This is a genomic window from Pseudomonas sp. GCM10022186 (assembly GCF_042656385.1).
Classification (GTDB): domain Bacteria; phylum Pseudomonadota; class Gammaproteobacteria; order Pseudomonadales; family Pseudomonadaceae; genus Metapseudomonas.
Genome location: NZ_JBHSOU010000064.1, coordinates 145,470 through 168,475 on the forward strand (window position 1 = coordinate 145,470; position 23,006 = coordinate 168,475).

General features: G+C 58.4%; 21 protein-coding genes and 8 pseudogenes. 12 read left to right on the forward strand and 17 right to left on the reverse strand.

The window, feature by feature from the left end; genetic code table 11:
• Positions 1-14: 14 nt before the first annotated feature.
• The 5 genes from ACFPU0_RS22995 to ACFPU0_RS23015 all read right to left on the reverse strand — a co-directional run bounded on the left by ACFPU0_RS22995 (position 15) and on the right by ACFPU0_RS23015 (position 4,337).
• Positions 15-779, reverse strand: coding sequence for an ABC transporter ATP-binding protein (locus ACFPU0_RS22995; protein WP_377695604.1), 765 nt, complete (start codon positions 777-779; stop codon positions 15-17).
• Positions 780-795: 16 nt separating this feature from the next.
• On the reverse strand, positions 796-1,506 hold the full coding sequence (locus ACFPU0_RS23000; RefSeq protein ID WP_377695605.1) for an ABC transporter permease: 711 nt from the start codon (positions 1,504-1,506) through the stop codon (positions 796-798).
• A complete protein-coding gene (locus tag ACFPU0_RS23005; protein WP_377695606.1) occupies positions 1,503-2,231 on the reverse strand; it encodes an ABC transporter permease in 729 nt (242 codons plus the stop codon). Before ACFPU0_RS23005 ends, ACFPU0_RS23000 begins: the two co-directional genes overlap by 4 nt.
• 62 nt (positions 2,232-2,293) lie before the next feature.
• Positions 2,294-3,076, reverse strand: coding sequence for a transporter substrate-binding domain-containing protein (locus ACFPU0_RS23010; RefSeq protein WP_377695607.1), 783 nt, complete (start codon positions 3,074-3,076; stop codon positions 2,294-2,296).
• Positions 3,077-3,206: 130 nt separating this feature from the next.
• A complete protein-coding gene (locus ACFPU0_RS23015) occupies positions 3,207-4,337 on the reverse strand; it encodes a succinylglutamate desuccinylase/aspartoacylase family protein (protein WP_377695608.1) in 1,131 nt (376 codons plus the stop codon).
• A gap of 218 nt (positions 4,338-4,555) precedes the next feature.
• Between ACFPU0_RS23015 and ACFPU0_RS23020 the strand changes: the two genes are divergently transcribed.
• Positions 4,556-5,926, forward strand: coding sequence for a PLP-dependent aminotransferase family protein (locus ACFPU0_RS23020; RefSeq protein ID WP_377695610.1), 1,371 nt, complete (start codon positions 4,556-4,558; stop codon positions 5,924-5,926).
• Between the two features lie 26 nt (positions 5,927-5,952).
• Here ACFPU0_RS23020 and ACFPU0_RS23025 read toward each other — a convergent pair.
• From ACFPU0_RS23025 to ACFPU0_RS23035, 3 pseudogenes are all read right to left on the reverse strand, one after another.
• Positions 5,953-6,437 (reverse strand): annotated as a pseudogene (locus ACFPU0_RS23025) (hydrolase or metal-binding protein); the annotation flags it as partial.
• An 88-nt stretch (positions 6,438-6,525) separates the two neighbouring features.
• Positions 6,526-6,774, reverse strand: a pseudogene (locus ACFPU0_RS23030) (alkaline phosphatase); the annotation flags it as partial.
• Between the two features lie 109 nt (positions 6,775-6,883).
• Positions 6,884-7,339, reverse strand: a pseudogene (locus ACFPU0_RS23035) (IS66 family transposase); the annotation flags it as partial.
• A gap of 197 nt (positions 7,340-7,536) precedes the next feature.
• Between ACFPU0_RS23035 and ACFPU0_RS23040 the strand changes: the two are divergent.
• From ACFPU0_RS23040 to ACFPU0_RS23055, 4 genes are all read left to right on the forward strand, one after another.
• Positions 7,537-8,337: a gamma-glutamyl-gamma-aminobutyrate hydrolase family protein gene (locus ACFPU0_RS23040; RefSeq protein WP_377695611.1), complete on the forward strand. Its 801-nt coding sequence runs from the start codon at positions 7,537-7,539 to the stop codon at positions 8,335-8,337.
• Positions 8,338-8,349: 12 nt separating this feature from the next.
• The gene (locus ACFPU0_RS23045; RefSeq protein ID WP_377695612.1) at positions 8,350-9,438 is read left to right on the forward strand and encodes a M14 family metallopeptidase; all 1,089 of its coding nucleotides are present in this window, start codon (positions 8,350-8,352) and stop codon (positions 9,436-9,438) included.
• Positions 9,439-9,482: 44 nt separating this feature from the next.
• Entirely contained in the window at positions 9,483-10,808 is a 1,326-nt protein-coding gene (locus tag ACFPU0_RS23050; RefSeq protein WP_377695613.1) for an MFS transporter, read from the forward strand.
• Between the two features lie 266 nt (positions 10,809-11,074).
• Positions 11,075-12,433, forward strand: coding sequence for an OprD family outer membrane porin (locus ACFPU0_RS23055; RefSeq protein ID WP_377695614.1), 1,359 nt, complete (start codon positions 11,075-11,077; stop codon positions 12,431-12,433).
• Between the two features lie 331 nt (positions 12,434-12,764).
• On the opposite strand, the gene ACFPU0_RS23060 is transcribed toward ACFPU0_RS23055, so the two are convergent.
• A complete protein-coding gene (locus tag ACFPU0_RS23060) occupies positions 12,765-13,703 on the reverse strand; it encodes a LysR substrate-binding domain-containing protein (RefSeq protein WP_377695615.1) in 939 nt (312 codons plus the stop codon).
• Positions 13,704-14,059: 356 nt separating this feature from the next.
• Positions 14,060-14,161: pseudogene (locus ACFPU0_RS23065) on the reverse strand (hypothetical protein); the annotation flags it as partial.
• A 129-nt stretch (positions 14,162-14,290) separates the two neighbouring features.
• Between ACFPU0_RS23065 and ACFPU0_RS23070 the strand changes: the two are divergent.
• From ACFPU0_RS23070 to ACFPU0_RS23100, 7 genes and pseudogenes are all read left to right on the forward strand, one after another.
• A pseudogene (locus ACFPU0_RS23070) lies at positions 14,291-14,524 on the forward strand (LysR family transcriptional regulator); the annotation flags it as partial.
• Between the two features lie 461 nt (positions 14,525-14,985).
• On the forward strand, positions 14,986-15,336 hold the full coding sequence (locus ACFPU0_RS23075) for a hypothetical protein (protein ID WP_377695616.1): 351 nt from the start codon (positions 14,986-14,988) through the stop codon (positions 15,334-15,336).
• Positions 15,337-15,441: 105 nt separating this feature from the next.
• Positions 15,442-15,873, forward strand: a complete 432-nt coding sequence (locus ACFPU0_RS23080; protein WP_377695617.1) for a hypothetical protein — start codon at positions 15,442-15,444, stop codon at positions 15,871-15,873.
• An 89-nt stretch (positions 15,874-15,962) separates the two neighbouring features.
• On the forward strand, positions 15,963-16,214 hold the full coding sequence (locus tag ACFPU0_RS23085; RefSeq protein ID WP_377695618.1) for a DUF2933 domain-containing protein: 252 nt from the start codon (positions 15,963-15,965) through the stop codon (positions 16,212-16,214).
• Between the two features lie 75 nt (positions 16,215-16,289).
• Positions 16,290-17,395: pseudogene (locus ACFPU0_RS23090) on the forward strand (heavy metal-binding domain-containing protein).
• 88 nt (positions 17,396-17,483) lie between these two features.
• Positions 17,484-17,753: a heavy-metal-associated domain-containing protein gene (locus ACFPU0_RS23095; protein ID WP_377695619.1), complete on the forward strand. Its 270-nt coding sequence runs from the start codon at positions 17,484-17,486 to the stop codon at positions 17,751-17,753.
• A 34-nt stretch (positions 17,754-17,787) separates the two neighbouring features.
• Positions 17,788-18,142, forward strand: a pseudogene (locus ACFPU0_RS23100) (DUF411 domain-containing protein).
• On the opposite strand, the pseudogene ACFPU0_RS23105 reads toward ACFPU0_RS23100, so the two are convergent.
• The 7 genes and pseudogenes from ACFPU0_RS23105 to ACFPU0_RS23135 form a co-directional block, all read right to left on the reverse strand.
• Positions 18,126-18,314: pseudogene (locus tag ACFPU0_RS23105) on the reverse strand (IS5/IS1182 family transposase); the annotation flags it as partial. The pseudogenes ACFPU0_RS23100 and ACFPU0_RS23105 sit on opposite strands and share 17 nt — an antisense overlap.
• A gap of 39 nt (positions 18,315-18,353) precedes the next feature.
• The gene (locus tag ACFPU0_RS23110) at positions 18,354-18,950 is read right to left on the reverse strand and encodes a cytochrome c3 family protein (protein WP_377695620.1); all 597 of its coding nucleotides are present in this window, start codon (positions 18,948-18,950) and stop codon (positions 18,354-18,356) included.
• 7 nt (positions 18,951-18,957) lie between these two features.
• Positions 18,958-19,434, reverse strand: coding sequence for a nitrate reductase cytochrome c-type subunit (locus ACFPU0_RS23115; protein WP_377695622.1), 477 nt, complete (start codon positions 19,432-19,434; stop codon positions 18,958-18,960).
• A gap of 11 nt (positions 19,435-19,445) precedes the next feature.
• The gene (napA, locus tag ACFPU0_RS23120) at positions 19,446-21,950 is read right to left on the reverse strand and encodes a nitrate reductase catalytic subunit NapA (RefSeq protein WP_377695623.1); all 2,505 of its coding nucleotides are present in this window, start codon (positions 21,948-21,950) and stop codon (positions 19,446-19,448) included.
• Positions 21,947-22,207: a chaperone NapD gene (locus tag ACFPU0_RS23125; protein WP_377695624.1), complete on the reverse strand. Its 261-nt coding sequence runs from the start codon at positions 22,205-22,207 to the stop codon at positions 21,947-21,949. The genes napA and ACFPU0_RS23125 overlap by 4 nt, the downstream gene beginning before the upstream one ends.
• A gap of 17 nt (positions 22,208-22,224) precedes the next feature.
• Positions 22,225-22,392: a periplasmic nitrate reductase, NapE protein gene (napE, locus tag ACFPU0_RS23130; RefSeq protein WP_377695625.1), complete on the reverse strand. Its 168-nt coding sequence runs from the start codon at positions 22,390-22,392 to the stop codon at positions 22,225-22,227.
• Between the two features lie 223 nt (positions 22,393-22,615).
• Positions 22,616-22,918 (reverse strand): hypothetical protein, encoded by a 303-nt coding sequence (locus tag ACFPU0_RS23135; RefSeq protein WP_377695626.1) that lies wholly within the window; start codon positions 22,916-22,918, stop codon positions 22,616-22,618.
• Positions 22,919-23,006: the final 88 nt, after the last annotated feature.

Consider the following 23,006-nt stretch of genomic DNA (forward strand, 5'->3'; position numbering starts at 1 on the left):
GGCAGATGAGAGGGCTACTTCAGGTTGCCACGGAGGAACTGTTGCAGGCGTTCGCTTTTCGGGTTGCCTAATACATCCTCAGGCGCGCCTTGCTCTTCGACCCGCCCTTGGTGCAGAAACAGCACCTGGTTCGACACTTTCCGTGCAAACCCCATTTCATGGGTGACCATGATCATGGTGCGCCCCTCTTCGGCCAGCCCCTGAATAACCTTGAGCACCTCGCCCACCAGTTCCGGGTCCAGGGCCGAGGTCGGTTCGTCGAACAGCATGATTTCCGGTTCCATGTTCAGGGCTCGGGCGATGGCGACGCGCTGTTGCTGGCCTCCGGAGAGAAACGCCGGGTACTGATCGGCGACGCGTGCTGGCAAGCCCACCTTGTCAAGATAGTGCCGGCCTCGCTCCTGGGCATCCTTCCTGCTGATGCCCAATACCCGACGCGGGGCCATGGTGATGTTGTCCAGCACGGTCATGTGGCTCCACAGGTTGAAGTGCTGGAACACCATGGCGAGTCGGGTGCGCAAGCGTTGAAGCTCATCGGCGTCGGCCACGCGCATGCCATGCCTGTCATGGATCATGCGGATCGGCTGGTTGTCCAGGCTCATGGCGCCGTCGTTGGGTGTTTCCAGGAAATTGATACAGCGCAGAAACGTGCTCTTGCCCGAGCCACTGGCGCCGATCAGGCTTATCACATCACCGGACTTGGCGTTAAGGGAAACGCCTTTGAGGACTTCATGATTACCGTAACTTTTTTTCAGGTTTTCAATGGTCAGTTTGTACATGTGCAAATATCCGGAATTAATGACTTGGCCCAAGGAACGCCAGCCAACGGCGTTCAGCGAGGCGGAACAGGCCGACGAGAGAAAAAGTGATCGCCAGGTAGATCGCCGCGGCGATACCGAAGGACTGGAAGGTCAGGAAGGTGGCCGAGTTGGCATCCCGTGCAATCTTGAGGATATCCGGCACGGTGGCAGTGAAGGCCAGGGTGGTTGAGTGCAGCATTAAAATCACCTCGTTGCTGTAGTAAGGCAACGATCGGCGCAAGGCTGACGGTATGATGATGTATGCACAGAGTTTCCAGCCCCGTAAGCCATAGGCTTTTGCGGCCTCGACTTCGCCGTGGTGCATGTTGCGGATCGCACCGGCGAAAATCTCCGTGGTGTAGGCGCATGTATTCAGGCTGAAGGCCAGGATGGTGCAGTTCATGGCATCACGAAAGAAGCTATCGAGGAGCGGCTGCTCCCGTACTGCGGCAATGCTGTAGATCCCGGTGTAGCAAATCAGCAACTGGATATACAGGGGAGTACCCCGGAACAGGTAGGTGTAGAACTGGACCGGCCAGCGCACCCAGGCATGGGGTGAAACCCGAATGATCGACAGCGGGATCGATAGGATGAAACCAAAGAAGAGCGAAGCGCTGAGCAGCCACAGTGTCATGGCCAGGCCGGTGAATTGACGACCGTCGTGGTAAAGGAAGGGCTGCCAATATTCCTGCAAGAGTTCGATCATCGTGCGGCCTCCCGAGCGCCAGCCGAATAGAAGGTTTCCAGGCGTTTGAGGACATGGTTTGAGAGCGTGGTGATCAACAGGTAGATCAACGCCGCCACCAGCAGAAAGTAGAAGGGTTGATAGGTGCTCTTGCCTGCCTCCTGGGCCGCCTTGACCAGGTCGGCCAAGCCGATGATCGAGACCAGTGCCGTGGCCTTGAGGACCACCATCCAATTGTTGCCGATGCCCGGCAGGGCGAAGCGCATCATTTGCGGAAACACCACAACGAAAAAGCACTGGGTGCGGCTTAGGCCATAGGCAATTGCAGCTTCCTTTTGCCCACGGGGCACGGCGAGAATCGCGCCGCGAAACGTCTCGGTGAAATAGGCACCGTAAATGAAACCTAGAGTAATGACCCCCGCGCTGAAGGGGTCTATCTCGATATGGTCCCATCCCAGCAGGGTGGTGAGGTCGCTTAGCCAGGTTTGTAGGCTATAGAAGATCAGCAACATGAGTACCAGGTCCGGCACCCCACGAATCAGCGTGGTGTAAGCCTGGGCGGGTATACGCAAAAGCACGGACTTGGACAGCTTGGCACTGGCGCCGAACAGGCCCAGTACAACACTCACCAACAAGCACAAAAAGGACAATTTGACCGTCATCCAGGTCCCTTGGAGCAACAGCGGGCCAAAACCTTCAAGGCTTGAACCAGAGAGCCCTGGCGTTTGTAATAGGTTTTCCAACATCGAACACCCCTATGCCAATCGAGAAAGCGCCCATCACGCATCCAGCGATGGGCGCAAGGCCATTAGTTGCCGCTGTATATGTTCAGATCGCCAAAGTGCTTCCGCTGGAGCGCGCTATAGATACCTTTGTCGTGCAACGCCTGGATCCCTTTGTCCAGCAAAGCCTTGAGTTCTGCGTTGCCCTTGCGGATGCCCACCGCCGTTTTCGCTGGCAGCAACTCGCTCTCGACTGGCTGGCTGACGTCGAAGCCGGCGCCTCGTGGGGATTTCAGGAAGCCCAGCCTGGCTTGCAGCATGTCTTGGAGAGAGGCGTCGAGACGGCCGGAGATCAGGTCGGCGTAGACCTGGTCCTGGTTTGCGTAAGCCCGGATCTCGGCGCCGGCCTTGTCCAGTACGGCCTTGGCATAGGCTTCCTGGATGGTGCCTTGTTCGTAACCGACTCTCTTGCCCGCCAGAGAGGCCGGGTCGTTGTTGATGGCCGCACCCTTCTTGAAGACCAGCCCCGTCGGGCCAGAGAAAAGCTCATTGGAGAAATCGATGACTTTCTCACGGGTGGGGGTAACGCTCATGGCAGAGATGACGCCATCGAACTTGTTGGCCTTGAGACCGGGAATCATGCCATCGAAGTCGCTTTCGACCCATTTGCACTTGGTGTTCAATTCGGCACAGATTGCATTGCCGAGGTCGATATCGAAACCGACCAGGCTGCCATCGGCTGCTTTGGACTCGAATGGCGGATAGGAGGGGTCGACGCCAAAGCGCAGTTCTTTGTACTCCTTGGCCAAAGCGGAACCAGCTGCGACACAAAGCGCCACCGCAGAAAGGGACAGAAGGGTTTTTTTCATTGTTTTATTCCTATTGAGCGCTTGTAGCGCCTGAATACTGCGACTGGAAGTGCATGACGCAAAGTAGCGAAACCGAATGTTTATCTTGTGGTTATGGCTATCACCTCGCTCGGCATTGCTGGAATCATCGTCAGGCACATAGCAGCGAGCCCGAACGTAATGGTTCGTGTCCGGCGACAAAGGTCAGCTCGGTGTTGCTTTCGGTGAAGCGCTCGATGACCCGCGCATAGAAAACGCCAGTGACATTGCTATAGAGGGTGGTGACCTGGCCGCTGATGGGATCGATGACATCGGCCAGTGCGCAGCCCGGCTCGACCTTGCTGCCAAGCGGTGCGCGGTATGCGACCACGCCGGAGTGGGGGGCATTGAGTATCTCCACCCCGGCCAGAGGCGTCGGGTCGCACAAGGGGGTTGGCACCTTGACCTGCGCATCGGCGATCAGCCCCACGTGCATCAGATAGGCCAACAGCGCGTCGGCATCGTGCATCGCCTGCTCCTGGCTGACATCATGCCGTCCGCGCAGCTCCAGCGTGGCGGAAAAGGTAGCCAGCGGAATCGGAAAATCCGGGAACTGCCGTTGCAGCCTGTCCCAGAGGGTGGTGAAGGACTCGTCGAAACAATAAGTCCTGGCGTCCGGGCCTCCTTGCTCGGTGGTATGCAGAACCGCATGTGCGCCGGTGAAACCTGCCAGGACTCGTGCTTGCTCTTGCTGTTCGCTGTGTACATAAAGATGCACCATGGCCTCGCTGTCACAGTGCAAATCGATGACGTAGTCGGCATCGCCGGCCAGTCGCAACAGCGTGTGTCGCAAGGATTCAAGCTCGGTGCCTGGCTTGAGGGCGTCAAGGCGTTTGCGGATACAGCGACGGATCAGCGCGACATTGGCATCAGGATCGCTGCCCAGAGCATTGGCGATCTCCTCGCGTACCAGGGCGGCGAGATCCAGATAGTTGCGGTTGAAGTTCTCTCGGCCGGACAGCTCGAAGCGCCCTAGTTGGCGGCCGAATACATAATTGCCAAGGCCGATCGGGTTGGCGATGGGTACCAGTACCACTTCGCCTGTCAGGCGGCCGGCAGCCTCGAGTTCAAGGAGGTGATGTTTCAGGTGATGCAAAGCCAGCATGCCGGGATGCTCGTCGGCGTGCAGGCCGGCCTGCAAGTAAACTTTCTTGCCTTGTCGCTGGGGGCCGAAATGGAAACTGATGATCTCACGCTGTGTGCCAAGGGTCTGCGTGAGAAGCGCATGTCGTTGTTGTTGCACGGCAGATATCCAGGTAGGAGGTTCAGACGAGTAATTGGCAAAGAAGCGAGCATTGCCCAGTTGATATTCGTGAGCGGTGTCAGCTTGCTTTGTAGAGCACGGTTGCTGAGTGCCAAGCTACCCGATATGCGCTTTCATTCCATACACAGCGGCTTCTAAAATGAGCGCACCTGTATTGGTCGAAAAGGCTACACACTTCAATGAGTTCGCCTCGAAAAATGTCGCGCATCGGTCAACTGGTAGAGCACTTCTCCCAGTTGATCGAGCAGGCCAAGTTGGCCCAGGGCGCGCGTTTGCCTTCCATTCGCGCTGCCGCCAAGGAATTCAAGGTCAGTACCTTTAGCGTGGTGCAGGCATACGATCGTCTGGTCGCGTTGGGTTATGTCGAGGTGCGCCGAGGGAACGGGTTCTTTGTCGCCCAGACCTCGCCCAGTATCGAGCAGCAGCGCAGCGCAGCGCCGTTGAGGGACGTCTATTGGCTGCTCGATGATGGGTTCAACCCGGATGAGGATGCCCTGCAACCGGGTAGCGGCGGTGTGCCGGAGGCATGGCTGGATGAGCCCGGACTGCGACTGGCCATGCGAAGCCTTGGGCGTGGCTCGGGGCTGATTGCCGAGTACGGCAAGTCTCATGGCGTGCTGGCGTTACGGCAATGGCTACAGCGTCACTTGGGGGAACGAGGGGTGCCCGCGCAATGCGAACACATTGTGCTCACCCATGGCGCCAGCCAAGCCCTCAATATGGTGATCAATACCTTGCTGCAACCCGGTGATTGCGTGTTGGTAGATGACCCGGGCTATATCAACCTGCTGGCCAATCTGCGCGATCAGAAGGTCAAGATCATCGGGGTGCCCTGGACGCCGCAGGGGCCGGATGTGGTGAAGCTTGGCGAACTGCTGGCGTGTCATCGCCCCAAGGCCTTTTTCACCAACCCGTGGTTGCAGAACCCGACCGGGGCCAGCTACGGCCCGGCGGTGACTCATCGTGTACTGCAACTGGCCGATGCCCATGATTGCTGGATTGTCGAGAATGACGTGCATGGCCAGCTCGCGGAAAACAATCAGCCACCGCTGGCGGCCCTCGACAACCTGCAGCGGGTGATTTACATCGGCAGCGTTTCTAAAGACATGGCGCCTTCGCTGCGAGTTGGCTTCGTCACTGCCGAACCCGCGGTGGCCGAAGCCTTGTTGCACTACAAGATGACCACTGGGCTTTACAGCTCGCAGGTTTGCGAACAGCTGGCGTTGCAGATGCTGACCGATGGTACTCACCGCAAACGTTGCCAGAAACTGCGTGATCGGCTGCTGCAAGCCCAGGTGTTCGCCCGCCAGCAATTGCAGCAGATCGGCTGGCAATGCTGGGCGCCCATCGCACCGGCGCCGTACCTGTGGATTGGTAGCGGGCAGGAAGGCTTTGATCCTGTGGCGCTGACCCGGGCAGGGCTCAAGCAGAATATCCTGCTGTCGCCCGGCTGCATCTTCCGGCCGGACCTGGAGGCCTCACCCTGGCTGCGTTTCAACGCGGCTTTAGGGGAGGACCCGGCAGTCTGGCGCTTTCTCGCCGAAAGTCAGGAACATATGCTGAAGTAGCGCTTGCTGGAAAAGAAAAACCCCTTGCGGATGCTGTTGAAATCGGTAGTGCGGAAAACGAAGCTACCCAGCGGATCCTCGTCGCCAATGAGCACGTTCAGTCGTTCGTAAGGCTTGCAGGCGCCTCCCTTGGCCAGCGGGCAGGCATCCGGTGAAGGGCAGGGCAGGGCAGGGATTGCCTGCCATCCGGGGTGACACGCTTACAGGATTCGCCATTGCCGACACACAGTGGTCGTCCAGATAGCCGGTCGAACAAGGTGTAGTCAGCACGAAAATTCAGCTCTGGTTCGTTGAACAGCAGGCCTACCGGGATGCTGCGTAGCTTGTCTTCCTTGCCCTGGCGCAACTCGTCGTTGAGCGGATGCAACAGCCAGCCATCTTTGCTCTGTACTTGGGAGGTGATGGTGAACTGGTCATCCTTCTCCGGCAGGCGCTTACCGTTTCTCTCGATGACCTTGCCGATGGAAATGCGACCGAGCGCTGGTGGGATGAGTGCGAGACCTTTCAACATGGTGGTTCTCCTGGAAATGAAAAAGGCCATCCCCACAGCGCGAGCCGCAGAGATGGCCAAGGGGGAAGGGGATGAAAAGAGGGACGAATCAGCCGACTAGGAAGCGCCGGGCGCCGGGTTTCAGCAGCGGGTACTTGGCCTGCAGGTATGGCTTGTCCTTGAGAAGCTGGGCGACATCGAGACAGACGCTGTCCTTGGCCTTGCGCCAACTGACATAACCGCTGGAGAAGGTCGCCCGACTGGCGTTGCCCATGGCCTGCTGCAACATTTGCTTGAGTTCGGCTTCGCGCTTTTCCTTGTCGGCAATCGACTGCCGCATCGCCTTCAGCTCGATGTACCTGGAAGGCCGCTGAAGACAATGAGCATTCCCTACCCCACGAGTCATGAGTCAAGCCAGCAGGCGGTGGCCAGTTATGCGGTAGTAATTGCGTAGTCTCAATAGCCCGCTACGTTCGCAGCCGCGTGAGCACATCCTTCAAATAGACATATGGATCGTGCCCATTCATCCGCGCCGGCTGAATCAGGCTCATGATCGCTGCCGCCCGCTTGCCACTGCGCAGCGACCCGGCGAACGGCCAGTTTGAGCGCCCCAGTGCCCACGGCCGGATAGTTGTTGTCGATGGGCACCGCGCCGTCATCCAGGTAGCGCGTCAGCGCTACCCAGCGTTTCAAGTTGTAGTCCAGCACCTTTCAGGCACCAAGTCGCGCTGGGCCAGCCTCCAGGTATGCAGTGTTTCGAGGATGGGAGCTGCGTTCTCCTGCCGTATTCGCCGGCGCTCTTCATCGCTCTAGTCGCACGCTTGCCATTCGATTTCGTACAGGTCGGTAATTGCGTGCAGTGCCTGCTCGACCAGTTGGCTTTTGTTCGCCACGTGCAGGTCGAAGAACTTGCGCCGGGCGTGCCTTTGTCGATCGCCTGGGCCGGTACCAGCGCATGGATCTGCATCTCTCCGGGCACCGTGGGCCGGATAAGCAGCGCGTCTGGGTGCGCATTTTGTTTGCATGAATTGCAAATGTTATTGCAGAAAATTGCAATTTACTTAAATTTAGCCCACTCCTAGACTCGGGCCACTTCAATAAGACGGCCCAGTACTTTTTTATGATCAAAGAATCAGTGCCTTCAGCTATTACCAAGCCGCTGGTAGTAATTGCTTCTGATCGGGTGGAACGCTATGGCCATCCAGCTCATTCTCTTCTTCACGGATATGTTGACGCGGTAGCGCATGTTGCGGATGCGCTACCGCTGGCGTTGCCTGCTGCCCCACTGGAAATCGACATTGCGAGTTTGATCGCGAATGTCGATGGAGTGGTACTGACAGGGAGTCCTTCGAATGTTTCACCCTGTCACTACGGAGAAGTGCCAAGCCCAAATGACGAGCTCTTGGATCCGGCGCGCGACGCTATTGTCTTGCCTCTTGTGAAGAGCCTGGTTGCGGCAGGTATACCGCTATTGGGGATTTGTCGCGGATTTCAAGAAATGAATGTTGCTTGGGGCGGAACATTGGATGTCGCTGTCCATGAACGCCCCGGCGCTATCGATCATCGGGAGGGAGACCGGTCCAGGCCGATCCTGGAGTGGTATCAGGACAGTCATTCGGTAGATATCACCCCAGATGGTGTTCTCGCTCAAATTCATTCTGAGAGTAACGCTCAAGTAAATTCTCTTCATCATCAAGGAGTGGCCAGGTTAGGCCTGGGTTTGAAGGTTGAGGCCGTAGCCGGGGATGGACTCATCGAAGCGTTCTCGGTTGAGGGGGCGACAAGTTTCGCCTTGGCCGTTCAATGGCATCCTGAAATGCGAGTCAATGATAGCGTTCTGGCTCGTGAAATATTCAAAGCCTTTGGCGATGCATGTCGAAGACGTTCGCTTGTTCGCTTGGGTCTTGGAAGTGAAAGCTGAAGCGGGACTTCAATGAAAAAGAAAAACATATCTGAAATATTCAGCAAGACTTATGCAGAGTCGCGGGAGAAGTTCCTGGCTTCAGCGCAGGCAAAAGGATTTCTTGTTGATAGCTATGAACTGGATCTGCAAGGCGCGGAAGGTGAAGCACTTGCCTGCGATGTGGCAATAGATGGTCCACTGGATGCATCAAAGCTCCTCGTCATTATCAGCGGTGTGCATGGCGTAGAAGGGTTTGCAGGTTCGGCGGTGCAGACAGGCTTGATTCGGGCCGATTATTCCAGGCCGGCCGAAACAGCGATTTTATACGTTCACGCCATAAATCCTCATGGGTTTTCGCATCTGCGAAGAGTGACTCAGGAAAATGTCGACCTGAACAGGAATTTCGTGGATTTTGTATCCGCACTACCTGAGAACCCAGGTTATGCGGAGCTTCATGATGCTCTGCTGCCAGAAAATTGGCCTCCCCGCAGCGACGAAGCACTACATGACTATCGCTTGAAAAATGGCGAAAAGGCCCTGCAGCATGCGATCTCCATGGGGCAATATCAGTTTCCCGATGGGATGTGGTTCGGTGGAAAGGAACCTGTCTGGAGTAATTCTACGGTAAGGGCGGTTTTTAGAAAGTACGCATCGAAAGCGAAAGTGCTTGCGTCAATAGACATCCATACTGGCCTAGGTCCTTATGGCTATGGTGAAAAGATATTCGCCAGCTTTGATGAGTGCGCTCTGGATCTTGCCGAGAAATGGTGGGGAGAGATTACCAACGTAAATGCCGGAACATCTACCAGCGTGCCAATGAGTGGGCCCGTGCAAGTGGCTTTGACTGAAGAGTGCAGCAAAGCAAAGCACGTCGGGATTTGCCTTGAGTATGGTACTTACCCACTGGAGAAGATCATCAGTGCACTCCGGGCAGATCATTGCTTGTACCGGTACGGTAATTATTCCATTCCACAAGCTATGGAAGTCAGGAGTCGCCTCAAGGAAGCCTTCTACCCAAATGAGCCCGAGTGGAATGCCAAGGTCTGGGAACAGGCTGAGGTGGTGTTCACTCAAGCTCTAAAAGGGCTTGAGGGCGAGACGTGTGGCTATCCTGAATAGGATTCTTGAGTGGCTTGATGATTTGATCGCCAGGAGATCGTGGCATGGTTAACTTAGCAGTATCTTCATCTACAGACGGCGGGCAGGATGTGTCTGAAGCAGACCTTGGCCGTGCAGTTATCAGCAAGAGGGCGGTTGCGGCCGCGGTGGCTGGAAATGCGCTCGAATTTTATGACTTCGTTATTTATGCGTATTTCGCAGTTTATATCGGAAAGGCATTTTTCCCGATTGCCGGAGAGTACGGCAGCCTCATGGCCGCTGTAGCGACCTTTGGCGTTGGCTTCTTTGCACGCCCCCTGGGAGGGATTCTGATCGGGGCATATGCCGACCGGGCAGGTCGTAAGCCTGCGATGATCCTCACTGTGGCACTTATCACGATTGGCACGATTGGCCTGGCTGCAACGCCCAGTTATCAGGCTATCGGTATTGCCGCCCCGCTCATAGTAGTAATTTGTCGCTTGATTCAGGGTTTGGCCCTTGGAGGGGAAATCGGTCCGGCCACTGCGCTGTTAATCGAGGCGGCTCCGCCGGCGCGCCGAGGCTTTTATTCAAGTTGGCAAATCGCAAGCCAAGGGCTTGCTGTTGCGGTAGGTGGTCTATTTGGTGTCGCCCTGTCAATGAACTTGAGCCAGGAACAACTGGAAAGCTGGGGTTGGCGGGTTCCGTTCTTTCTGAGTCTCGTCCTGATTCCTATCGCCATCTACATTCGTAGAACCTTGCCGGAAACCCATGAAGGTCCTCAAGGTAGAACCAGCACTCAAGTTGTTGGAAGTGTGATCAAGGATCATAAGAAAGTTCTTATCCTGGGTGTTCTGCTTTTTGCGTCCATTGGCGTCGCGTCCCAGATTGGTAACTACATGGTCAGCTATGCCGTTCAGGTTTTGAAACTGCCGGCTGTAGTTGCGCAAGGTAGTGTTCTGTTGGGAGGGCTCGTTACATTTGTTTTTGCCCTTATTGGAGGAGCGCTTTGCGATAGATATGGGCGCAGGATCGTCAATGCGGTTCCCAGGATTGCACTGACTCTGCTCATCGTTCCGCTCTTCTTGTGGATGGTGAATGCACCGGGGCTGCCTGCGCTATTTGTTGTCAATACGATGATTGCGGCCTTGAGCGCGATGTTTGCTACCGCTGGACTTGTACAGGTTCCGGAGTTGCTTCCAGCATCGGTTCGTAGTACTGGCTTGTCGATGGTTTACGCTTTTGGTACGGCAATATTCGGTGGTACTACCCAATTCATTGTCACTTGGTTGATCTCTACCACCGGCAGCCCTCTGGCACCTGCATGGTATTTTGTCGGCATGAGCATCATTAGCCTTCTTGCCATGCGTTTGCTGCCTGAGTCCAAGAATGTCGATGTGCATTCTAATTAATGGTTGATGGGCAGTACTTGCTGAAGAATTGCGGGTGGTGAGTGCTGTCATAAAATTCTCCAAGTGATTTTCAGAAGAAGGTTCGCTTCGCAAGCTGAAAGCGGGCCTCCCATTTAGTTTGTCGTTAATCCAGTTGGCTCGTCACAAAATAACGAATCGCCGAGCGGATCTCGCTTGGGCGCAACGGGGCTTTGTGTAGAAGAAGAATAATAGGCAAATAAATTTCTGCCTGTTCATGATAATTAATAATTACAAAGGGTGTATTTATGAATAGGGTTGGCTTGTTCGGCTGTGCATGTGTGATTTCGGCGGTGGCTGCACCGGCATTTGCGCAACAGGACGAGATGAAGAGCAATCAGGCCCGGGCCAAGGGCTTTTTCGAAGAAGACAGCCTGTCGCTCACTACTCGCAACTGGTATGCGCGGGAAGTCGCCAAGGGCAGCAGTACTTTCGTCATCAAGAAAGATGGCTGGCTGGAGCCAACCCATGATCGCAATACCTGGGTGCAGGGCTCGATTTTCAAGTACAGCTCCGGATATACCCAGGGGACAGTCGGCTTCGGCCTGGACGTGGCTGGTTTCAATGCCCTGGCGCTGGAAAGTGGCAAGGGGGCTGTGGCCGGCGGGCGCAACCGCACGCTGACTGAAGACGACGGCGATGTAGTGGCCAACTGGGGAAAGCTGGGTGTCGCGAACCTGCGCTTTCGGGTTGCCAATACCGAACTCAAGGCGGGTCGCTTCAACGTCAAGAATCCAGTCATGGGATTCTCTGACTCTCGTGCCCTGCCGTCGACCTACGAGGGGTTCGCGCTTACCAGCGAAGACTTCCGCAATCTGTACATCCAGGCCGGCACCTTTGATCGCGCCAGTCCGCGCGTAGGGGCGGGCAGTGAGAAACTCAGAACCCAATACACCCTGGCCGACATCCCTAGCGATCGGGTGTCGTTCGCCGGTTTCGACTACAAGCCCTGGGCCGGTGGCCAGTACTCGCTCTGGTACGAGAATCTGGATGACATCTGGGATCGCTATTACCTGGGGGCGAGCCAAGGGTTCGGCGACGGCGCATTGCGTCACCGCTTGGCAGCCAACTATTACTTCACTGAAGACTCAGGTAGCGCCAAGGGCGGCCCCATCGACAACCACGCCTACAGTCTGGCTTATACCAGTCAGTACAAGAGTCACTCGCTCACCCTGGCTTGGCAGCAGATCGATGGAGACGAGTACTTTGACTATGTGCGCGACTCCGGTGCGATCAACTTGGCCAACGCCCTGGTCTCCGAATACAACGGGCCGAACGAGAAGTCGCTCCGCCTGACGTACGGTTTCGATTGGGCCGCCCAAGGCATCCCCGGGCTGACCACTTCGATCTGGTACGTCAAGGGTTGGGACATCGACGGTAGCCATTATCGTGGCGGCGCGGGTGGCCTGTATGGCATCGGCCTGCTGCAGAAGGATCTGGATCATCATGAAGTAGCTGGCATGTTGAACTACGTGGTGCAGTCGGGGCCGATCAAGGGCGCCAACTTCATGGCCGCTTATGCCCAGCACCGCGCAAGCCAGAGGCACGCCGACGGCAGTTTCAACGAGTTGCGCATCGTTTCGACCTTTCCCTTCTCCCTGTTCTGAGCCGGGTTGATTTGACCTTGGGAAAGTGGTCATGAGTTACAGGCCCTGCCTGTGACGATCGAAATACCCCGAGTAGCAGGATAAAGTCGGAGTCTCTGTTGGAGTGAGCTTGCTCGCGAAAGATCATGCGCGGACCGTTCGCGAACAAGTTCGCTCCTACACGCCGGTAGCCTGCCCCGAGGTGCCCCCCTTATAGGGGACTAAAAGAAAGTCCACGTTCTACGAACGTGGACTTTTATTCGTGATGCCGCCCAATAGCCGATGATCAAAAGGTATGAACCGTCCTCTGATGAATGGGCCTAGTCTTCCGCCCGGGCGGTTAGCTGAAGACTCAATTCGATAAAATATATTGCGATATTTCGCCTTCAATGTTTGAAAAATAGTTCCTTATGATTTCAAACGCCTGATGGGAGGACGGCACAAGCGTGCGAAGTGCCAGTCTGATAATGCCCAGCTTCATGTCGAGGTTCAGCGCCGGAGTAACATCGAGGGGCGCAACGGACTTGACCCTCAGCGGTTGGAGCATCGCCACGTAAGTAGAAGGGGCGATCATGTCCGTGGACGCAATCAGTTTGTGGAGGGCCTCAACATTATTTATGTTCACGGAGAAGTTTTTCTCCAGCGGAAGCTCCAGGCCATAAAGCGAGGCCATGCTGTATGCCAGGATGTCACTGGCATAACCTGATCCTATAATGGGATACATCTTCAATTGATCGATTGTAATGCCCTGCTTACCTGCAAGTGGATGGTCGGGCCTTGCGAACCACCCGAACGTACACTGATGCAACGGCTCTGAATGGAGATCTGTCGAACTAGCCGCCGAGCTGACGTCGCCAATAAAGAAGTCCAACTTCTCTCTACGTAGAAAATCCAGCAGGACGTCAGTGCTTTGAACCTGGGCCTGAATTCTCAATGTCGGGCCGCTTGAGATCAATTGCTGGATCAAAGGAGCAAGCAGGTCATTCGCTATGGATGACCCGAGCCCGAAGGCAAGCGGTCCATAGGCACCGTTCTTCATCAAGCCAAGAGCCCGGGCTCCTTCCCGCTCATCAAAAACGATACGGCGAGCTCGTTCCACATACACCCAAGCGTAAGGGGTGGGGCGCAAGCGACGATTGGTTCGGTCAAAAAGAGATACCCGGAGCTCCTCTTCCAAGGTCTTGAGGCTTCTGGAAAGTGCGGGAATGCTCAAGTGGACTGCTTCGGCAGCAGCGCTCAGCGAACCCGTATCCATAACGGCCAGGAAATGTTGAAGCTGCCTGATGTTCATTTTTGCATCCTACTTTTGTCTTGGCAGTCATAGGCGCGGCTCTTGATCGTTCCTCAGGACGCGAGCCTCTCCATAGTTAACGCAAGTGACTGCCGGTCCGTGGCTTCTGGCGTCGGAAACTACTATGTCAAGACTTGTATCGAGCTATGCCGGATGCTCGTCCAGTAGCGGATCCGGGAGCGCGTGGCTTGTTGATGTTCGAGCATACTTTGACCAAAGGAAGGTTGGAGTTGCCGTTATTTTATCGCTGATGATAAGTCGATACTGCTGCAATATTCGATGAAATATTTTTACGCATCGAACGAGTTACCTCAGAGTTGGCAACATCCTCGATGTCGCGCCGGCTGCAGATCATGCAGGCCATCGCTGCGGATTGCCGGCGAATAGCGATTCCGCTCGTACAGCGCCTGGCGCCCGGAGGGGAAAACAACTTGCGCATTGCCATCGATTTTCTCCATCAAGGGGCCGAAGCGGCCCCGGTTTCAACGATGGAGCGAGGTTGAGGCGGTACCTTGGGTGGATAAACGAGCAACCCCGGCCATCACTTTTTTTAAATTCCAAACAATTCCCGAGTCACCGGAGCGTCAATGGACCGTTTCGATGCAATGCAGGCATTTGCGCGTGTGGTGGAAACCGGCAGTTTCACCAAGGCTGCCGAAACGCTGCACATGAGCAGGACCAGCGTGACGCAACTGGTTCAGCAGTTGGAGGCGCGGCTGCGCGTCAGGCTGATCAACCGCACTACGCGCAAGCTGAATGTGACCGCCGAGGGCGCCGTCTACTACGATCGCGTGGTCCGCTTGCTGGTCTCCCTGCTCGATGACTGGCAACTCGACCCCATGCCGTTGCACCTGGCGTTCCCGCCGAACCGGCACGTGAGCACCAAGCTGCGTGTATTCATCGAATGGATGGTGGAGCTGATGGCCAGGCACGCGCCCGCTGCCACACCACCGGTGTGACTCCGTAGCGAGAGCATGGCGACGCGCCCATTGGCTTGGGCTAGCGCAGGGCACTCGTTACTCGGAGACCGCTCCGGACCGGCATCGGCAGGCAGCGAACGGCTGCCATCGACCGCTTTCGTTGGAAAAGGCGGTTTGCGGCGGCCGCCGGGCCTTCGACCCAAGGCGAGCCTCCAAACGAGCAGCTTGACTGTCGCAAAGCCAACGGCTTCCCTTGATGTAGATCAAATGGCACAACGCTGCGGGCGCTAGCGTTGAGCTTGATTTTTCGGCGGGCTGAACAGATGTCCTGGTTCCGGATCCATCAACGCACGTTACTCCGCATGGCCCTGGTGCTGTGGTTGCTGGCGTTCGGGCTCGCTGCAAGCCATGGCTGCCTTTCCTACCCTCCGCATGATCCCGTGTTCACTCATGCGGAGGTGTTGGCCAGCACGCATGATCAATCGCACCAGCTTCATGCCAGCGGCTGTCTGCAATTCTGCGAGGATGGTGCGTCCACGTTGAACCTGTCGCCGGGCAATGTTTCCTTCGACCTGGGCTCCTGGGTTCTCCTGATACTTCCGGCATTCCTCCTGTCTGCCGTCATCCCCCCGCGCTTCGGCGCGCGAGCCATCCATCTGCCTGCACCACCTCGACCGCCGGCGCGCCTGAGTTTCGTCCGCTTCGACGATTGACCTGTCTTCCGTGCGCCCGGTCCTCCGGGCGCGCAGTCTCGCTGCGCCTGTACGACAAGGCGTGGCCGTGCTCCATTCCACTCGTTCAAATATCCGGAGATCGTCATGCACACGACCATCAGATCGCTTGTCGCCGCCCTGTTGATCAGCAGCCCACTGTTTGCCGCGGCTGCCGATGAACATCACCCCGACCAGGTTCCGGCGAAAGCCGAAAGCAAGTCGGTACCGGACCAGGGCCAGGAAAAGGCCATGGCTGAGCAGATGGAGAAGATGCAAGCCATTCACGACAGGATCGCTGCCGCCAAGACCCCGGAGGAGCGGCAGGCGGCGATGCACGACGGCATGCTGGCAATGAAGGACGGCCTCGGCATGATGCAGAACGGCTGCGCCGGCAAGGACATGGAGCGGCACATGAAGATGATGGAAATGATGATGCGGATGATGGATCAGCAGGCCGGCATGATGGGGCAGTCGGGCATGAACGACATGCCCATGCATCACTCCATGGAGCAGCCGACCCGGACGCCCGTCCAGTAATCGCACGGCGTGGCCCCAGTCATGGCCTGGTGGCGGAGGCATCCCCAGGCCAAGGCGGGGCACACCGCATCCGCCCCTGGAGAATGCTCATGAACGCTTCCCCTCCATCCCATCGGCCTCGGCCTTCCTTCTGGCGCAGCAAGCCCGGCATCGCCCTGGGCATGTTGCTGATCATCGCCTTGTTCTACCTGGCCCGTGAGCACTATGGCCACATCTCTCTGCTGTTGCCGTACGCGATCCTGTTGCTGTGCCCCCTGATGCATCTGTTCGGCCATCACCACGGCGGCCACGGCCATCGGAGTGGAACGGACAACGCCCCCAGGGACGACGAAAGAGGCTGACTCATGCACGATCACGAACACCCATTACCCGGGAACGGCACCGCCCTCGGCGAAGTGAAAGACCCGGTCTGCGGGATGGCAGTCAAAACAGACAGTTCCCACCACCTGCAGTACGCCGGGAGGACCTACCGGTTCTGCAGCGAAAAGTGCCTGTCGAAGTTCAAGGCAGCACGGGAGCTCTATGGCGCCGCCGCACGCGAGGAGGTGGCCAACCCCCCGCCGGTTGCGAGCGGCACCTGGTACACCTGCCCTATGCATCCTGAAGTGCGCCAGCAGGGACCTGGGAACTGTCCCAAGTGCGGCATGACCCTGGAACCGATGTTTCCGGAACTGGGGCAGGAAGAGAACCCCGAACTCAGGGACTTCTCCCGGCGCTTCTGGTGGACCCTACCGCTGACGATCATCGTCACGCTGCTGGCCATGGGCGGACATGCCCTGGGCCTGTTCCATGGCGCCACGCAGAACTGGGTCGAGCTGGCGATCGCCACCCCGGTCGTGCTCTGGGCGGGTTGGCCTTTCTACGTTCGCGGGGTGCGCTCGGTGTTCCAGCGCAGTCCCAACAAGTGGACCCTGATCGGCCTCGGTACTTCCGCTGCCTATCTCTACAGCGTCGTGGCCACCCTGGCGCCGGCGGCCTTCCCGGCGAACTTCATGATGGAGGGGCGCATCGGCGTCTACTTCGAGGCCGCTGCCGTCATCATCTCGCTCACCCTGCTGGGGCAGATGCTCGAACTCAAGGCACGCTCGCAGACCTCTGCGGCCATCAAGTCCCTGCTCGGTCTGGCGCCCAGGACGGCGCGGCGGGTCAACGCCGACGGCATCAACGATGCGCCCGCCCTGGCACGCGCCGATGTCGGTATCGCCATGGGCACTGGCACCGATGTGGCGATGAACAGCGCGCAGGTCACCCTGGTCAAGGGCGATCTGCTCGGCATCCTTCGCGCCCGCAGCCTGCCCATGGCGACTGTCCGCAACATGCACCAGAACCTCACTTTCGCCTTCGCCTTCGCCTACAACGCCATGGGCTTCCGTTGGCGGCCGGGCTGTTCTACCCGCTGACCGGACATCTGCTGTCGCCGATGGTGGCGGCGCTGGCCATGAGCGTGAGTTCGGCATCGGTCGTCTTCAATGCTCTGCGTCTGCGCAAGGCTTCGCTCGACGGCGAGGTTCGGCTGGCTTGACCTTCCCGCCGTGGCAAGGTCGAGGATGGTTTCAGGGCCCGGGCTGCGCTGCGGGCAGAAAGGGTTTTCTTGCTCAGGAGTTACCACGATGAAAAGCGTCGAACTGCAAGTTGAAGGTATGAGCTGCGCTTCCTGTGTCCGCCACGTGAGTGCCGCGTTGGCGCCAATCGCCGGGGTGGCAGAAGTGTCGGTCGATCTCGCTGCAGGCCGGGTGCGCGTCAGCGGTCACGCGGATGTCCAGGCGCTGCTGGCTGCACTGCAGGACGCCGGTTATCCCGCCAAGGTAGAAGCCTCGGCCCGGGCTCCGGAAGCTGGCAAGGCCGGCGGCTGCGGCGGCAGTTCCTGCTGCTGTCACTGAGAGGGGAGCATCATGCGCAAGGCACTTCGCTTGACTGCCCTGGCCGTGCTGTTCATGGCCTCCATCGCCCACTACCTTCGGCGTCTACCGCGACCCCTGCTACGGTAAGGGCTGGATCAGGTATCTGGAGGCCAACGGCTTCAGCGTGAACGACCACGTCGGGCCGAATATGAGCACGCTCAAGCAGTGCCCGGGCTTAGTACCGCACCTGTTCTCCTGCCACACCGCAGTGATCAATGGAAATTCGTCGAGGGGCACGTCTCGGTGGCGCAGCTCCGTGAGCTGGAAAAGCATCCGGAACTGCTCGGCATCGCGGTTCCGGGCATGCCCCCGGCTCGCCTGGCATGGAAATGCGCCAGGCGCAGTGGGGCTGGCGGAGCGGTAGATGATGGTGTTGGCCTTGGTCACCCGCGATATTTCTCGGGTGAAGGGGCGCCATGCGCCGCGTAGTGGTTTGCCGGTTGGGCAGTGGTATTGGTTGGTCTCCTGATTTCAGTGAAAATCGCTTCTGGAGAAGTTATCGTGCTTGTGCTCGGTCTTGTCCCACACAGTTGGCAGCGGCGATCAGTGCAGTGCGCGAGACCTGGCTACGGATAGGTGCTACCAGCCCTGAACCCCGCTCATGTCCGGCAGCCGATGGGCGATCCCCTTGTGGCAGTCGATGCAGGTGGCCTTGCCGCCGGCCAATGCCGTCGAGTGCATCTGCCGTGCCCTGACGCTCTGCCGGGTGAAGTCCATGAACTCGAAGTTGTGGCAGTTGCGGCACTCCAGCGAGTCGTTGGCCTTCAACCGTGCCCATTCGTGCTCCGCCAGTTCACGCCGTTTTTCGAGGAATTTGTCGCGGCTGTTGATGGTGCCGAAGATCTTTCCCCAGACCTCCTTGGACGCCTGCATCTTGCGGGCGATCTTGTCGGTCCACTGATGCGGCACATGGCAGTCCGGGCAGGTGGCGCGCACACCGGAGCGATTGCTGTAGTGGATGGTGTCCTTCAGCTCGACGAAGACGTTTTCCCGCATTTCATGGCAGGAAATGCAGAAGGTCTCAGTATTGGTCGCCTCCAGGGCGGTGTTGAAGCCACCCCAGAAAACGATGCCCGCGATGAAACCTCCCAGGGTGAGAAAACCCAGGCTGTAATGCACGCTCGGTCGGCGCAGGACGGTCCAGTATTGGCGAAGCAGGGCTGACAAGGCTTTCATGCACACCTCACGGCGTTTGCCCGGCGCGCTGCACTTCGTCCTGCAGCACTTGGTCGATGGTGCGGAACCGGTTCTCCACCAGCGGCTTTACGTCCGTCTGGGGCACATGGCACTGGTTGCAGAAGTAGCGGCGCGGGGAAACCGCAGCCAATGCCTGGCCGTCACGGTCCATGTAATGGGTGATGCTGATCATTGGTGCCTGGCTGCGCGGGGCGTTGGCGCGGCTGTGGCAGGACAGGCACTTGTTGCTGTTCTTGTCCACCTGGTAGCTGCTGATGGAGTGGGGAATGGTCGGCGGTTGATCCGGGTAGATACGCTCGCGCTTGATGTCCTTGTTTTCTTCGGCGGCCAAGGGCGGCGCCGGTTGCGTCCGGGTCAGTGTGCCGCCGGGGCGACGACCGTCCGGGGCGGGGGCATCCAGCGGATAATCGGCGGCCTGTACGCCGGCAACCAACAGGACAAGCAGCAGAGGCAGGATCTTCATGGTCGTGCTCCTTACGCCAGGCTGACCAGTTCGATGCGCACAGCGCATTTCTTGAAGTCGGTCTGCTTGGAGATCGGGTCGGTCGCATCCAGAGTGACCTTGTTGATCAGCTTGTTTGCGTCGAAGAACGGCACGAACACCATGCCGCGTGGCGGCTTGTTGCGCCCACGGGTTTCCACCCGGGCGCGGATTTCACCGCGCCGGCTGACCAGCTTGATCTCGCTACCCCGGCGCGCCTTCAGATCACGGGCATCGTCCGGGTGCATGTACACCAGGGCATCTGGCACGGCCCTGTGCAGTTCGTCGACACGCTGGGTCATGCTCCCGGTGTGCCAGTGTTCGAGGACGCGGCCCGTGCTGAGCCAGAACGGATAGTCCTTGTCGGGCACTTCGGCTGGCGGCTCATAGGGCAGCGCGAAAATGATCGCTTTCTTGTCGGGGTAGCCGTAGAACTGGACGCCGCTACCCTTCTCCACGTAAGGGTCGTGACCCTCGCGGTAGCGCCAGCGTGTTTCCCGGCCATCAACCACCGGCCAGCGCAGGCCACGCTCCGCGTGATAGGCATCGAAGGGCGCCAGGTCGTGGCCATGCCCCCGGCCAAATGCGGCGTACTCTTCGAACAACCCTTTCTGCACGTAGAAGCCGAAGGCCTTTGCCTCATCGTTGGCATAGCCCTCGGTTATTTCGCTGAGGGGGAAGCGATCGACCTGACCATTCTTGAACAGCACCTCGAACAGGTTCTTGCCCTTCAGCTCTGGAGCCTTGGCCAGCAACTCGGCAGGCCACACCTCGTCGGTGTTGAGCCGTTTGGAAAACTCCATCAGTTGCCACAGGTCGGACCTGGCATCACCCGGAGCCTTGACCAGTTGGTGCCAGAACTGCGTACGCCGCTCGGCGTTGCCGTAAGCCCCTTCCTTCTCCACCCACATGGCGCTGGGCAGGATCAGGTCGGCGGCCTGGGCCGAAACGGTGGGATAGACGTCGGATACGATCACGAACGCATCCGGGTTGCGCCAGCCGGGAAGAATCTCCTGCATCAGGTTGGGCCCGGCCTGCATGTTGTTGCTGACCTGCGTCCAGTACACCTTGAGCACGCCGTCCTTGAGCTTGCGGCTCTGCTCCACGGCGTGAAAGCCGGGTTTCTCCTGGATGGTGCCTTCCGGCAACTTCCAGATTTTCTCGGCAGTGGCGCGGTGCTTGGGATTGGCCACCAGCATGTCGGCCGGTAGACGGTGGGAGAAGGTGCCCACTTCCCGCGCGGTTCCGCAGGCCGAAGGCTGGCCGGTAAGCGAGAACGGACTATTGCCTGGCTCGCTGATCTTTCCGGTGAGCAGATGGATGTTGTAGATCAGGTTGTTGGCCCAGACCCCACGGGTGTGCTGGTTGAAGCCCATGGTCCAGAACGACACCACCTTGCGCTTGGGATCGGCATACAGCTCGGCGAGCGCCTTGAGGCGCTCGGCCGGCACCCCCGACTCCTTGGAGGCTCGTTCCAGGCTGTAGGGTTTGACGAACTCGGCAAACTGCTCGAAGGAAATGTCGCTCCAGGTATTGGCCTTGTCAGCGTTTTTCGCCTTCTGCTCCAGCGGGTCGGTAGAGCGCAGGCCGTAGCCGATGTCGTCGACACCCTTGGCGAAGCGGGTGTGCTTGCTCACGAACTCCTGATTGACCGCGCCGCTCTGGATGATGTGGTTGGCGATGTAGTTGAGGATGATCAGGTCGGTCTGCGGGCTGAACACCATGGGAATATCGGCCAGCTCGAAACTGCGATGCTCGAAGGTCGACAGCACCGCGACCTTGACGTGGGGATAGCTCAGACGGCGGTCGGTGACCCGGGTCCAGAGGATCGGGTGCATCTCGGCCATGTTCGAGCCCCACAGCACGAAAGCGTCGGTGGCCTCGATATCGTCGTAGCAGCCCATGGGCTCATCCATGCCGAAGGTGCGCATGAAACCCATCACCGCCGAAGCCATGCAATGGCGGGCATTGGGGTCGATGTTGTTGGATCGCAGGCCGGCCTTCATCAGCTTGTTGGCGGCATAGCCTTCCCACACCGTCCATTGCCCGGAGCCGAACATACCCACCGACTCGGGACCGTGCTCCCGGATCGCCGCCTTGTACTTCTCGGCCATGATGGCGAAGGCCTGGTCCCAGGAAACAGGCTGGAACTCGCCTTGCTTGTGGTAGGTACCATCCTTCATGCGCAGGAGCGGCTGGGTCAGGCGGTCACTGCCGTACATCACCTTCGACAGGAAGTAACCCTTCACGCAGTTGAGGCCCCGGTTCACCTCGGCCTTGACGTCGCCGTGGGTGGCCACCACACGGCCGTCCCGGGTCGCCACCATGACACTGCATCCGGTGCCGCAGAACCGGCACGGCGCCTTGTTCCAATCCAGCTTCGTATTCTCGGCGTCGGTGATCAGGTTGCTGGCGGTGGTGGCAATCGGCAGGCCGGCGGCAGCGACGGCGATGGCCGCGGCCTGTGCCTTGGCGAATTCACGGCGAGTCATGCTCATGGGGTGTCTCCTTCTGCGCTGAGGAGCTCGTGATAGACCAGTGCGGCGTTGAGTACGCCGGGCAGTCGCTGGATCTGATCGATGCAGTCCAGGATTTGCCGCTCATGCTCGACCTCGAGGACTACCACCAGCTTTCCCTCCGGGGAGTGGCGGTGAACCTCCACACCCGGCAACCGGGCGAGATTAGGCAGCAGAGCGGGCATCAGCTCGGGGCGGCAGTGAACCAGCAGGCTGGCGATATGCAGGGTGCCGGGCATAAGGACATCTACTCCCTTCAAGCCGGCGGACCGGGCGGTCCCATGATCAGCTGCAGCATCCATACGACAAAGCCGTAGCCGCCCACGAGGGCGACCGACAGCAGCGGAAACAGCAGGATGACCAGAAAGAGGAAAAGGCGGGTTTCGTGTCGCTTGTCCAGGCTGGATCTGTCCGTATCTGCCATCGTGGCAAGCCTCTCGCAATTGTCCCTTGCAAGCCTAGCAGCTCGTTGAAATTCGCCCACGTCATGTCGGAGCTGAGCCTCCACAATGACTCGGATTCCGATCTCGGCCGCGCACTTCCGTGAGCAAGAATTCCCAAGGGCTGTTCCTGCTTTGCTACGGGTGAATCGCCCCGGCTTTCCTGGACACTCTCCAGGCTATGTCAGCGGCGGATAATCCCTGGCGTTAGCCGAGGCGTTCGCGGATCTCGTCGAATGCTCGTTGAATCACTTTCTGTTGCTCGGAGTCGATCTTCAGTTCACGGCATCGAGGGTCTGCTCGATGGTAGATATCCGGGTTTAGGTAGCGGAAGGGCGCGCAAACCTGTTTCAGCTTCTTGCGGGTGGCCAGGCCGGTACCGTTGAAAGAGGTTGTGTGCTCATCCGCATATCCCCGGACAGGGGCATAGGTCAGGTCAATATCATCCTTGTCGGTGGTGCGCTCGATGACTGGGCGATACTCCAATGCCCCCATGCCTCTGTCGGCCATGTAAGCCAGCTGAATGCGTTGGACCCGTTTGGGCCGAGTGTATTGACCCCGCGTGAGTGTCAGGTCGCCCGCTTGGCATTGCAGGGGT

What these genes read in the sequence shown, in the direction of transcription:
- ACFPU0_RS23050 (WP_377695613.1), top strand. Translation starts at nt 9,483, where the DNA reads ATGGTTAACTTAGCAGTATCTTCATCTACAGACGGCGGGCAGGATGTG.
- ACFPU0_RS23125 (WP_377695624.1), bottom strand. Translation starts at nt 22,207, where the DNA reads ATGCCCGGCACCCTGCATATCGCCAGCCTGCTGGTTCACTGCCGCCCC.
- ACFPU0_RS23095 (WP_377695619.1), top strand. Translation starts at nt 17,484, where the DNA reads ATGAAAAGCGTCGAACTGCAAGTTGAAGGTATGAGCTGCGCTTCCTGT.
- ACFPU0_RS23060 (WP_377695615.1), bottom strand. Translation starts at nt 13,703, where the DNA reads ATGAACATCAGGCAGCTTCAACATTTCCTGGCCGTTATGGATACGGGT.
- ACFPU0_RS23135 (WP_377695626.1), bottom strand. Translation starts at nt 22,918, where the DNA reads ATGGCCGACAGAGGCATGGGGGCATTGGAGTATCGCCCAGTCATCGAG.
- ACFPU0_RS23110 (WP_377695620.1), bottom strand. Translation starts at nt 18,950, where the DNA reads ATGAAAGCCTTGTCAGCCCTGCTTCGCCAATACTGGACCGTCCTGCGC.
- napA (WP_377695623.1), bottom strand. Translation starts at nt 21,950, where the DNA reads ATGAGCATGACTCGCCGTGAATTCGCCAAGGCACAGGCCGCGGCCATC.
- ACFPU0_RS23055 (WP_377695614.1), top strand. Translation starts at nt 11,075, where the DNA reads ATGAATAGGGTTGGCTTGTTCGGCTGTGCATGTGTGATTTCGGCGGTG.
- ACFPU0_RS23040 (WP_377695611.1), top strand. Translation starts at nt 7,537, where the DNA reads ATGATCAAAGAATCAGTGCCTTCAGCTATTACCAAGCCGCTGGTAGTA.
- ACFPU0_RS22995 (WP_377695604.1), bottom strand. Translation starts at nt 779, where the DNA reads ATGTACAAACTGACCATTGAAAACCTGAAAAAAAGTTACGGTAATCAT.
- ACFPU0_RS23000 (WP_377695605.1), bottom strand. Translation starts at nt 1,506, where the DNA reads ATGATCGAACTCTTGCAGGAATATTGGCAGCCCTTCCTTTACCACGAC.
- ACFPU0_RS23085 (WP_377695618.1), top strand. Translation starts at nt 15,963, where the DNA reads ATGAACGCTTCCCCTCCATCCCATCGGCCTCGGCCTTCCTTCTGGCGC.
- ACFPU0_RS23010 (WP_377695607.1), bottom strand. Translation starts at nt 3,076, where the DNA reads ATGAAAAAAACCCTTCTGTCCCTTTCTGCGGTGGCGCTTTGTGTCGCA.
- ACFPU0_RS23005 (WP_377695606.1), bottom strand. Translation starts at nt 2,231, where the DNA reads ATGTTGGAAAACCTATTACAAACGCCAGGGCTCTCTGGTTCAAGCCTT.
- ACFPU0_RS23075 (WP_377695616.1), top strand. Translation starts at nt 14,986, where the DNA reads ATGGCCCTGGTGCTGTGGTTGCTGGCGTTCGGGCTCGCTGCAAGCCAT.
- ACFPU0_RS23020 (WP_377695610.1), top strand. Translation starts at nt 4,556, where the DNA reads ATGTCGCGCATCGGTCAACTGGTAGAGCACTTCTCCCAGTTGATCGAG.
- ACFPU0_RS23115 (WP_377695622.1), bottom strand. Translation starts at nt 19,434, where the DNA reads ATGAAGATCCTGCCTCTGCTGCTTGTCCTGTTGGTTGCCGGCGTACAG.
- ACFPU0_RS23080 (WP_377695617.1), top strand. Translation starts at nt 15,442, where the DNA reads ATGCACACGACCATCAGATCGCTTGTCGCCGCCCTGTTGATCAGCAGC.
- napE (WP_377695625.1), bottom strand. Translation starts at nt 22,392, where the DNA reads ATGGCAGATACGGACAGATCCAGCCTGGACAAGCGACACGAAACCCGC.
- ACFPU0_RS23045 (WP_377695612.1), top strand. Translation starts at nt 8,350, where the DNA reads ATGAAAAAGAAAAACATATCTGAAATATTCAGCAAGACTTATGCAGAG.